The sequence below is a fragment of the Agromyces sp. GQ35 genome, assembly GCF_059758475.1.
The window spans coordinates 433,743-444,527 of the sequence record NZ_JCAXEO010000001.1 but is presented as its reverse complement, the minus strand read 5'-3'; the positions used below and the strand labels follow the sequence as shown (position 1 = coordinate 444,527).

Annotated in this window: 10 protein-coding genes; 8 read left to right on the top strand and 2 right to left on the bottom strand. The window is 70.3% G+C overall.

Annotated elements, in window-relative coordinates; all coding sequences use genetic code 11:
• Nucleotides 1–92: 92 nt before the first annotated feature.
• Both AC6CH0_RS02170 and AC6CH0_RS02165 read left to right on the top strand, forming a co-directional pair.
• Nucleotides 93–686 (top strand): hypothetical protein, encoded by a 594-nt coding sequence (locus tag AC6CH0_RS02170; RefSeq protein WP_498098023.1) that lies wholly within the window; start codon nt 93–95, stop codon nt 684–686.
• Nucleotides 687–988: 302 nt separating this feature from the next.
• Nucleotides 989–1,489: a PKD domain-containing protein gene (locus AC6CH0_RS02165; protein WP_498098022.1), complete on the top strand. Its 501-nt coding sequence runs from the start codon at nt 989–991 to the stop codon at nt 1,487–1,489.
• Nucleotides 1,490–1,562: 73 nt separating this feature from the next.
• Here the strand turns inward: AC6CH0_RS02165 and AC6CH0_RS02160 are convergent, their stop codons facing one another.
• Complete coding sequence (locus AC6CH0_RS02160) at nt 1,563–2,570, bottom strand: BadF/BadG/BcrA/BcrD ATPase family protein (protein ID WP_498098021.1); 1,008 nt, start codon at nt 2,568–2,570, stop codon at nt 1,563–1,565.
• Between the two features lie 109 nt (nt 2,571–2,679).
• Here AC6CH0_RS02160 and AC6CH0_RS02155 point away from each other — a divergent pair, with 109 nt between their 5' ends.
• The 6 genes from AC6CH0_RS02155 to AC6CH0_RS02130 are packed head-to-tail and all read left to right on the top strand — an operon-like array spanning nt 2,680 to nt 9,584.
• Nucleotides 2,680–3,984 (top strand): sugar ABC transporter substrate-binding protein, encoded by a 1,305-nt coding sequence (locus AC6CH0_RS02155; RefSeq protein ID WP_498098020.1) that lies wholly within the window; start codon nt 2,680–2,682, stop codon nt 3,982–3,984.
• 28 nt (nt 3,985–4,012) lie between these two features.
• Nucleotides 4,013–5,008 (top strand): carbohydrate ABC transporter permease, encoded by a 996-nt coding sequence (locus AC6CH0_RS02150; protein ID WP_498098019.1) that lies wholly within the window; start codon nt 4,013–4,015, stop codon nt 5,006–5,008.
• On the top strand, nt 5,005–5,835 hold the full coding sequence (locus tag AC6CH0_RS02145; protein ID WP_498098018.1) for a carbohydrate ABC transporter permease: 831 nt from the start codon (nt 5,005–5,007) through the stop codon (nt 5,833–5,835). Before AC6CH0_RS02150 ends, AC6CH0_RS02145 begins: the two co-directional genes overlap by 4 nt.
• A gap of 4 nt (nt 5,836–5,839) precedes the next feature.
• Nucleotides 5,840–7,309 (top strand): glycoside hydrolase family 3 protein, encoded by a 1,470-nt coding sequence (locus AC6CH0_RS02140; RefSeq protein ID WP_498098017.1) that lies wholly within the window; start codon nt 5,840–5,842, stop codon nt 7,307–7,309.
• Entirely contained in the window at nt 7,306–8,682 is a 1,377-nt protein-coding gene (locus tag AC6CH0_RS02135) for an anhydro-N-acetylmuramic acid kinase (RefSeq protein WP_498098016.1), read from the top strand. Before AC6CH0_RS02140 ends, AC6CH0_RS02135 begins: the two co-directional genes overlap by 4 nt.
• A complete protein-coding gene (locus AC6CH0_RS02130; protein ID WP_498098015.1) occupies nt 8,682–9,584 on the top strand; it encodes a MurR/RpiR family transcriptional regulator in 903 nt (300 codons plus the stop codon). Before AC6CH0_RS02135 ends, AC6CH0_RS02130 begins: the two co-directional genes overlap by 1 nt.
• Nucleotides 9,585–9,623: 39 nt before the next feature.
• On the opposite strand, the gene AC6CH0_RS02125 is transcribed toward AC6CH0_RS02130, so the two are convergent.
• The gene (locus tag AC6CH0_RS02125) at nt 9,624–10,748 is read right to left on the bottom strand and encodes a carboxylate-amine ligase (RefSeq protein ID WP_498098014.1); all 1,125 of its coding nucleotides are present in this window, start codon (nt 10,746–10,748) and stop codon (nt 9,624–9,626) included.
• Nucleotides 10,749–10,785: the final 37 nt, after the last annotated feature.

Here is a 10,785-nt window from a genome sequence, read left to right as displayed (position 1 = left end):
CTCACGCGGGTGGGGGTCAGGCGGGTCGAGTACGGCGGCGACCTGTGGATAACCGAGCCGATCGGTGCCCCGGCTCGCTTAGGGTGAACGCCATGTCCCTCCCCCGACTCGCGAAGCGCCGCGGCCGAAGCGCGATGACCGCGCTCGCCGCAGCCGGTGCGCTCGCGCTGCTGATGAGCGGGTGCACCGGTGGCGGCGAGCCCGCGCCGTCGCCGAGCGCCCCGACGGACGCCGCAGAGCCGATCTTCGCGAGCGATGAGGAGGCGTTGGCGGCGGCGGTGGAGGGTTACGCATCGCACTTGGCGGTTGTCGACCAACTAACCGCTAGCGGAAGCACCGACGCGGCACGAATCCGCGAGGTGGCAACGTCGGCGTACGCAGAGAGCCTTGAAGCTTCGCTTGGCCGGCTGCAAGAAAGCGGGACGCACACTCAAGGTGAAACTGTGTTCGACAAGGCTGGCCTCGTCGAGCAATTCGATGAATCCGGAATCGCAACGGTCAGTGTGTACCTCTGTCTTGATGTTTCAGAGGTTCAAGTTCTCAACGCTGCTGGGCAAGATGTCACTCCGTCCGATAGGCCCGGACGATCGCCTATTCAGGTGACACTCGAATCGATCTCGACAGCGGAGCCCAGCAGACTGTTGGTTTCTGGGGCACAGTCATGGTCCGGCGACGATTTCTGCTGACCAACGGGGTCGTCCTTGCGACATCCCTGGTTTTCGCCGGTGGCGATGTCAACTCGATCGACTATGTCGTGGGTGACGTGACCGACTCAGGAGTAGTGCTTCACGGTGAGGAGCACGTGGAACAGCCTGCTGTGCCGCCGCCGCCAGTAGCGTTTCAGCCAGCGGTTCCTGTCGAGAGTGTCCCAGACGACGAAGTCCTAAATTCGGTGGATTTCGTTCTGGGCGTCGAGGTAGACAACTGCAGGCCAACGGATCCGACTGGCTGCAGGAGCGTCCCCATAAGCACAGGGCCCGACGCGCTGGTGCCGACACCGGCCGTCGTCGTGACGCTGCGGGACATCGCGTCGTTCGTACCGGCGAAGCCCGGCAACGGCATGGAACCCGGCGGCTGGGCGGTCGAAGATCTTCCGGCGAACTTCGTCGCCGCGGCATCCGTGCAGGTGGTGTCGGGCACACTGCTCGGCCAGCCGGCCGATGTGCGGTTCACGCCCGTCGGGTACCGGTGGTCCCACAGCGACGGCGCGCTCGTCGAGGGCAGCCGCCCAGGGGCGACGTGGACCGCGCTCGGGCAGCGCGAGTTCACCCCGACCGGCACGAGCCACGTGTACGCCGAGTCCGGCGAGTACACCGTGTCCCTCGAGGTCGTGCTCCGTGCCGAGTACCGCTTCGCCGGCTCCGGCTGGCGCGGCATCGCCGGAACCCTCGCCGTCGCCGGTGACCCGCAACGCGTGCTCGTCGGCGAGTTCGACACCGTGCTCACGATCGGCGACTGCAACACGAACCCGTCGGGCCCCGGCTGCTGAGCCGCTCGCCGGCAGCCAGCTGCCCAGTGCGCATCGTCCGACCACTCAGTCACTCGACCACCCGACCAATCGGTCACCCGAGCCAGAGGAACGGCGGATGCCCCGACGGCACCCGACCCAGCGCGACGAGCCGCGCCAGCTCGACGGCTCCGTCGAGCGGACCGCCCGCGGCCGGCACGAGCCTCGCCCCCGGCGCGAGCCGCACGAACTCCGACTCGAAGGCCGAGACGAACACGCCTCCCGCCGCGAACACTCCGCCCGTTCCGGCAGCGAGCCGGGGCTCCGGGAGTGCCGGATCGAGCGCCGTGGCCAACGTCGCGGCGACGAGCGCGCCCGCCTCCGACATGATGCGAGTCGACTCGGCATCCCCGGCGGCGGCCAGACCCGCGACATCCGACGCGAACCCCGCGAGCACCGCACCCCGGTCGTCGCGCGTGTACAACTGGGCGGGCCAGCCGGCAGCTTCTCCGAACCGCGTTTCGGCCGCAACCAGCAGCGCCGCGGCATCCGTCGTCACGCCATCGTGCGTCTGGATCGCCGCCTTCAGGGCCTCGATGCCGATCCACGCCCCGGAGCCACGGTCGTCGTACAGGTGCCCCCACCCGCCGACCCGCCGCCACACGTCGCGCAGGTCGGTGCCGATCGCGATCGCGCCGGTGCCCACGGCGACGACGGCGCCCGCCCCGCCGCCGAGGGCCCCGAGGTGCGCGGTCAGTGCATCGATCGCGAGGGCGACGGGCGCATCCCCGCCGGCGACGCGCAGGCCGGCGAGCGACGCGGCGGGCGAAGCCACGAGGGAGGCGAGGCCCGTGGCGCCGACGCCGACGGCGGCGATCGGGGCATCCGGCCACTCGATGCGCGCCCGCTCGATCAGCGAACCCGCAACCGCGAGCGCCGTGCTGCCGTTCGGCGTCACCGACACCGGCGGCCCCTCGAGTACGCGACGCTCGGTGCCCGCCCTCGACACCGCCTCGGCGCCCCCGGACAGCGGCTCGAGCGCCGCCCGGCTGCCCGTGCCGCCGATGTCGATGCCGAGCACCCATTCCGAACGTTCGGAAGTTTCTTGCAAAGTGGCCGCCATTCCCGAATACTACTTCCAGAGTCAGTTCTGATTCAGATTCCCTGTCCGTCTCAGATTCACAGCCGCGGCACGTGAGTGCCACTGACAGTTTCAACGAGGAGACCCCCACATGAACAAGCGATTCCTCCCGGTCGCAGCACTCGGCATCACCGCCGTGCTCGCGCTGGCAGCCTGCTCGGGCGGCGGCGAGACGCCCGCCGCCGACGACGGCCCGATCGACGCGAAGGGCGAGACGCTCACCGTCTGGATCATGGAGGGCACCAACCCCGACTCAGAGCCCTTCTTCGAGAAGGTCGGTGAGGCATTCACCGAGGAGACCGGCGCCACCCTCGAGGTCGAATACGTGCAGTGGGCCGACGCGCACGACCGCTTCGTCACGTCGATCGCGGGCGGCACCACGCCCGACGTCGCCGAGACCGGCACCACCTGGACCGCCGAGTTCGCGGATGCCGGTGCGCTCGCGCCGCTCACCGAATACGTCGCCGCCCAAGATGGCCTCGAGAAGGACCTCGTCGACGGCCTCGAGGTCGCCGGCACCTACGACGACGAGCTCTACGGCATGCCCTGGTACGCCGGTGTGCGCTCGATCGTCTACCGCGCCGACATCTTCGAGGAGCTCGGACTCGAGGCGCCCACCAGCTGGGACGAGATCGTCTCGGCCGGCGAGGCCATCAAGGCCGCGCACCCCGAGATGCTCGCCTTCGCGGTGCCCGGCAATGCCGAGTTCGGCGTCTACCCGTGGGTGTGGGGCGCCGGCGGCGAGGTCTCCGAGCTCGACGGCAAGGAGTGGACCTCGGGCCTCGCGAGCAAGGAGTCGCAGGAGGGCATCCAGTTCTACACCGACCTCGCGCTGAAGCACGGCTTCTCGTCGGCCGGAGCGACCACCTGGAAGGAGACCGACGCCCGCGACGCATTCACGCAGGGCAACGTCGCCATGATGCTCTCGGGCTCGTGGACGCCGAAGGCGCTCATCGAGAAGGCCCCCGACCTCGAGGGCAAGATCGCGGCTGCGGTCATCCCCGGCCAGGACGAGGGCATCTCGCCGTCGGTGCTCGGCGGCTCGCACCTGTCGGTCTTCAACACGGCGAAGAACCAGGACCTCGCGTTCGCGTTCGTCGAGCTCATGACCACCGGTGAGTTCGCCGCGGAGTGGGCCGACTCGACCGGGTACTTCCCGGGCCTCGAGTCGCTCATGGACGACGCGCTCGCCTCGACCGACCCGCTCGTGCAGCCCTTCGCCCAGCAGATGGTCGAGGGCGGCGCCTCCGTGCCCGTCACCCCGACGTTCGGCGCGGTGCAGGCCAAGCAGACGACGAACACCATGATGCAGGCCATCCTCAGCGGTCAGAAGACCGTCGAGCAGGCGACGAAGGATGCCGCCGCCGAGATGGACTCCATCATGAACGGCAACTGAGGCGACCGGAACAACCGAGGCAACTGATTTGTCGAACCTCGCACCAACCCTGTCGGCCGCGGGTGAGGGCGCTCCGGCGTCCGCATCCGTGGCCGGCGGCCCGGGCGGCCGTGGCCCCCGCGGTCGCAGATTCCTGACCTGGGCGAAAGCCCGACCCTGGGTGCTCCTCGCGCCCGCGCTCATCATCCTCGGCGGCCTCATGCTGTGGCCGCTCATCCGCGTCGCGCTCTTCTCCCTGCAGGATTACGGCCTGCGCGAGATCGTCAGCGGCAAGACCAACTTCATCGGCCTCGACAACTACTTCGAGGCGTTCACCAACCCGACGCTCTGGTCGGTCGTGCTGCCCAACACGCTCGGCTTCGCCGTCGCCGCGGTCGCGGGAACGGTCATCGTCGGCACGCTCGTCGCACTGCTGCTCGCGTCGCTCGGCACCCTGTGGCGCACCATCGTCGCGAGCGCGATCATGATCGCCTGGGCGATGCCCGCGGTCACCGGCACCTACGTCTGGGTGTGGATCTTCGACGCCGACCGCGGCATCGTCAACTCGACGCTCATGGCCATGGGCCTCATGGATGAGCCGTACAACTGGTTCACCAACCAGTGGACCTTCTACGGCATCGTGCTGCTGAACGTCATCCACCACGGCTTCCCCTTCGTGGCGATCACGATCCTCGCGGGCCTCCTCGGCGTGCCGAAAGAGATGCTCGAAGCCGCCGAGATGGACGGTGCAGGCGCCTGGCGCCGGTTCTGGAAGATCATCTTCCCGACGCTGAAGCCGGTCTTCTCGGTCGTCATCATCCTGTCGACCATCTGGGACTTCAAGGTCTTCGCGCAGGTCTACCTGATGCCGGGCGGCGCCGGATCCAACCGCTCGGTGCTGAACCTCGGCGTGTGGTCGTACGTCGAATCGTTCGGCCAGAACCGCTACGGCTTCGGCTCGGCGCTCGCGGTGCTGCTGACCCTCGCCCTGCTCGCCATCACGGTCGTCTACATCCGCACGCTCTTCAAGGAGGAACAGCTATGAGGCGGCGTTCCCCTGCGCGCAACATCGGCAAGATCATCGCCGTCGTCGCGCTGCTCGTCTTCACCCTCTTCCCGGTCTACTGGATGGTCTCGAGCGCGTTCGACGCGCAGGCCTCGAGCGGCGGCCAGTCGCTCCTGCCGAAGGAATTCACCTGGGACAACTTCACCTACGTGCTGAACGAGGGCGGCTTCGACGTGTTCCTGCGGAACTCGGCGATGGTGGCGATCGTCACCGTGCTCGCGAGCGCGGTCGTCGCCCTGCTCGCCTCCGTCGCGGTCGCACGGTTCAAGTTCAAGTTCCGCACGGCGATGCTGCTCATGATCCTCGTCGTGCAGATGGTGCCGCTCGAAGCGCTCGTCATTCCGTTGTTCGTGCAGGTGCGCGACCTCGGGCTGCTCAACACCCTGCTCGGCCTCATGGTCGTCTACGTGGCACTCTCGCTGCCGTTCGGCATCTGGATGCTCCGCGGATTCGTCGCCGCGGTGCCGGTCGAGCTCGAAGAGGCCGCGTACATCGACGGCGCGAGCTGGTGGCGCATGTTCCGCTCGGTCATGCTGCCGCTCGTCATGCCGGGCCTCGTGGCGACGAGCGTGTTCTCGTTCATCACGGCGTGGAACGAGTTCATCTTCGCGATGACCCTGCTCGGCGGCGCGACCGAGAACTACACCGTCGCGATCGGCCTGAAGTCGTTCTTCGGCCTGCACTCGAACGAGTGGGGCTACATCATGGCCGCGTCGACGCTCATCACCCTGCCGGTCATGATCTTCTTCGTCATCGTGCAGCGCCGCCTCTCGTCGGGCCTCGTCGCCGGCGCGGTCAAGGGCTGACGCGGTGAGCCTGAAGACCGGCACCTCGAGCGCCGCCGACCCGGCGCTGCGCGCCCTCGTCGGCGGCGTGCTCTGGCCCGGCTTCCTCGGACGCGCGCTGCCCGAATGGCTTCGCGCCGAACTCGACGGCGGCCTCGCGGGCGTCGTGCTGTTCGCCCACAACCTCGGCGACGAGGGCGAGCGGATGTCGCTGGCCGACGAGCTCCGCGACATCCGCCCGCCGTTGCTCGTGGGCATCGACGAAGAGGGCGGCACCGTCACCCGCATCGAGGCCGTGGACGGCTCGACCCTGCCGGGCGCCGCGCAACTCGGCTTCGTCGACGACCTCGCCGCCACCGAGGCGGTCGGGGGCGAACTCGCCCGCCGTTCGCTCGCGGTCGGCGCGAACGTCGTGCTCGGCCCGGTCGCCGACGTGAACACCGACCCCCGGAACCCCGTGATCGGCGTGCGTGCGTTCGGTGAGACGCCCGAAGTCGTGTCACAGCATGCGGTGGCGGCGCTCCGCGGCATCCGCTCGGCCGGTGCGGCCGCGTGCGTGAAGCACTTCCCCGGACACGGCGACACCCACCTCGACTCCCACCACGCGATGCCCGAGCTCGCGATCGGGCTCGCCGAGCTCGAACGCGTGCACCTGCCTCCGTTCCAGGCTGCGGTCGACGCCGGGGTCGACGCGGTCATGACGGCGCACATCATCGTGCCCGAGTGGGGTGAGCAGCCCGCCACGCTCAACCCGGTCGCGATCGGCCGGCTGCGCTCGATGGGCTTCGACGGTGTCGTCATCACCGACGCACTCGACATGGCGGCGGTCCGGGAATCCGTCGGCGCCGGGCCGGGCGCGGTGCAAGCGCTCCTCGCGGGCGCCGACCTGCTCTGCATCTCGAACCCGACGAACCTCGGCGCAGCAGCGGCACCCGATCAAGACGTGCGCGACTTCCGCGAGGTGCAGTCGGCGATCTTCGCCGCGCTCGACGACGGCACACTGCCGGTCGGCGTCGTCGAGCGCGCCGCCGAGCGGGTGCGGCGGCTCGCGACATCCGTCGATGCGCGAAGCACCGGTGAGCGGATGCCGCTCCGCCCGGGTGCGATCGCCCGGTCGGCGATCACCGTCGACGGCGTGATTCCCGCGTCGCCCGGCCCGCGCACGGTGCTCGATGTGCGCGGGCGTTCGACGCTCGCGGTCGACAGTGATCGCGACTACGTCGAGGCGACGATCGCCGCGGGCGGCGAGGTGCTGCGGGGCGACGCCGCGGTGCCGGGCACCGGACCGCTGGTCGTGCTCGTCGACGCCGTCGGCGCACCGGGTGCGCAGCGTGATCGCGTGCAGCACGTCGCTCGCATGCGTCCCGATGCCGTCGTCGTGAACGTCGGCATGCCGGGGGAGCCGTTGCCGCTGCCGACGCTGCACGCGCGGGCGGCGAGCCGACTCGCGGCCGTAGCGGTGCGCGAGCTGCTCGACGCGGGGGTGACACCGTGATCGTGCTGTCGCTGCAGTCGGGCACCTCGGCCGACGGCATCGACGTGGCGGTCGTCGAGATCGACGGGCGGCGTCGGGACGACGCGGGCGCGCCTCGCCGCGCTGCGGGAGTCACGCTGACGATGACCCCGCTGTTCGCGGTGACGGTCGAGTTCGAGCCCGAGCTGCGCGCCCGGGTGCTCGCCGTGAGCGCCGGGGAGGCGCAGACCGCGGGGGAGTGGACGCGGCTGACCACCCGACTCGGTCAGGCCTTCGCCGACGCGGCGGCACGCGGCATCCGCGAATCGGGTGCCACGCCCGATCTCGTCGTCTCTCACGGGCAGACCGTCTACCACTGGGTCGAGGAGGGCCGCGCCCGCGGCACCCTGCAACTCGGCGAACCCGCGTGGATCGCCGAGCGCACCGGCGTGCCCGTGCTCTCGGACCTGCGCATGGCCGACATCGCCGCGGGCGGCGAGGGTGCACCGTTGATGGCGATCCTCGACCGGCTCTGGCTCGGCGCCGAAGCGCACGCGACGGGCCGCACGATCGCCACAGTGAACCTCGGCGGCATCGCCAACCTGCAGCTCGTCGCGCCCGGCCGCGGTGCTGATGCCGACGCCACCGTCACCGCCTTCGACAGCGGCCCCGGCAACTGCCTGCTCGACGCGGTCGTCGAGCGAGACACGCACGGTGCGCGCGGATTCGACGAGGGCGGGCGACTCGCCGCCGCCGGCCGGGTGCACGTGGCGCTGCTCGACGAACTGCTGCGGCATCCGTACTACTCGGGGCCGGTGCCGAAGACGACCGGGCGGGAGACCTTCGACCTCGCGTCGGTCGATCGCGCCGTCGCGGCAGTCGCGCAGTCGGCGGACCGCGCCATCCCTGCGTCGATCCCGGTCGCCGACCTCGCAGCGACGCTCACCGAGCTCACCGCGCGAACGGTCGTCGACGCCCTCCCTGGCACGCCGGCCGCCCTGATCTGCTCGGGCGGCGGCGCGCGCAACCCCGTGCTCATGGCTCGCATCGCCGCGCTCGCCGCCGAGCGCGGCGTCGTCGTCTCGTCGAGCGCCGAGCGCGGCATCGACCCGGCCTTCAAGGAGTCGCTGATGTTCGCGCTCCTCGGCTTCCTGAGCTGGCACGGCGTGCCGGCATCACCGACCCCCGGCACGGCCGCCCGCGTGCTCGGCCGCTGGGCTCCGGGCCGCGCGCCGTTGGCGATTCCGGCGCCGATCGGCCCCGTGGCATCCGTTGCTGTGACCCATACTGGGGTGACGCAGGTGAACGCGCTCGACGGAGTCGTCCCTGAGGATGGAATGCCGCGCAGCGCCGGGCCGCGCGGAGGCGGCGCGAACGCGCCGGCATCGTCGGAGCAGGAAGCGGGGACCGCGTGATGTCGGCGAACGTACTCACCGCCGTGCGAGAGGCGCTGCCGCGCCTGAGCTCCTCCGAGGCGCGCGTCGCCGAGGCGATCATCGCCGACCCGGCGCTCGTCGTCGACCTCACGATCACCGACCTCGCCAGGGTCTGCGGCACGTCGCTCTCGACCGTCGCCCGGTTCTGCCAGACCGTCGGCTACAGCGGGTACCGCGAGTTCCGCATGGAGGTCGCGAGTGCCGTCAGCCGCGAGGCGGCCGAGCGCGACCGGTTCGGGCTCGCCGATTCCGACATCAGCCCCGACGACTCGGCCGACGACGTGTTCGCCAAGATCGCCTTCCACGAGGTGCTCGCGATCGAGCAGACGGTCGCCGGGCTCGACACGACCGTGCTCGACGGCGTGGTCGACGCGATCGACGTCGGCGGGCACGTCGATCTCTACGGGTTCGGGGCGAGCGGCCTCACCGCGCAGGATCTTCAGCAGAAGCTCGCGCGCATCGGCATCTCGGCGTTCTGCTCGGTCGACATCCACCTCGCGCTCGTGTCGGCCGCGCTGCGCAAGCCGACGGATGTCGCGATCGGCATCTCGCACTCGGGCCTCACGACCGAGACGAACAACGCACTGGCCACCGCCCGCGAGTCGGGCGCGGTCACCGTGGCGATCACGAACTCGCCCGAGTCACCGATCGCCGAGCTCGCCGATTTCGTGCTCATCACCCGCGCCCGTGAGTCGAGCTACCGCATGGGGGCGATGTCGAGTCGCATCGCCCAGCTCGCGCTCGTCGACTTCCTCTTCGTCCGCATCGCGCAGCGCCGGCACGGCGACGTCGCGGCCCCGCTGCGACGCACCCATCAGGTCACCGAGAGTCACCGCCTCGCGGCGAAGCGCAAGCGCTCGTCGAACGGCGACGAAGGCTGAACCCGGTGCGGCCGGTTCGGCGCATGCAGCGCGACCGGCTCACTCGTCGGCGGTGAAGGTCGCCTCGTAGAGCTCGCGCAGTCCGTCGACGCCGCGGGCCTCGTACGCCGCACGCTGTCGCGCCGCCCCCGTTCCCTCGCGCAGCAGTCTGGCGACCCCGGCACGCGCGAGCTCGAGGTCGCCGGCGTCCTCGAGCGCGGGCTCCAAGATGCGGATGACCCGCTCCAACGTCTCTTCGGCGGGGCGGAGTTCGGCGAGCACGGGGTCGAGCACTTCGGCACTGAGCCCCGAGTGTGCCGAGTGCAGGAGCGAGGCGTTCAGCAGTTCGGGGCCGGGCGCCGACTCGGCCACGGGTTGCACCGCGTCGGCGCGACCGAACCGCTCGTCGACGATGCACGCGACGAACGCGCGACAGAGCGCGGCGAGCAGCACCGACGACCAGGCCTCGAGTTGCGCGTCCGAGACCCGGAACTCGATCGTCGGCACGTGCGTGGAGAGACGGGCGTTCCACATGATGATCGCGCGGTCCTTCATGCCGCCGATGCCGATCAGGCGCTCGAGCCTGCGGTCGTAGTCGGCACCGTCGCGGAAGACCGGCGGGCACCCCGTCGTCGTCCATCGACGCTGGGTGACGTTGCGCCAGCTCTCGAACCCCGTGTCGTGGCCGCGCCAGATCGGCGAGTTGCCGGTCAGTGCCGAGAACAACGGCAACCACGTGCGCGAGGCGTTGAGCGCACGCACACCGTCGTCGTGGTCGCGCACGCCGACGTGCACGTGCAGCCCCTGGATCTGATGGTCGGCGATCACCCCGCCCATGTCGTCGACGATGCGGAGGTACCGGGGCAGCTCCGAGATCGTGGGGAACGGCTGCGCATCGGGCGGCGCGCCGACGCTCGCGACGACCACGCCGATGCGCGATGCCGCTTCGGCCAGCTCGCGGCGGAAGCCGACGAGTGCGGCCTGCGCCTCGCTCATCGAGGTGAAGACGGCCGAAGCGTGCTCGATCTGCGCGGAGAGGAATTCCCGATGCGTCAGCGGCTGCAGCCCCGGGCGGCCGACGAGGTCGTCGAACGCGCTGGCACCGACATCCGCCGGGCGCAGCGTCTCGGGGTCGAGGAAGACGAACTCCTCCTCGACTCCGAACGTCTCGGCCTGCGTCGTCATCGTGATCGCCCCCTTCGTCGTCGTCGATCTCGGTTGC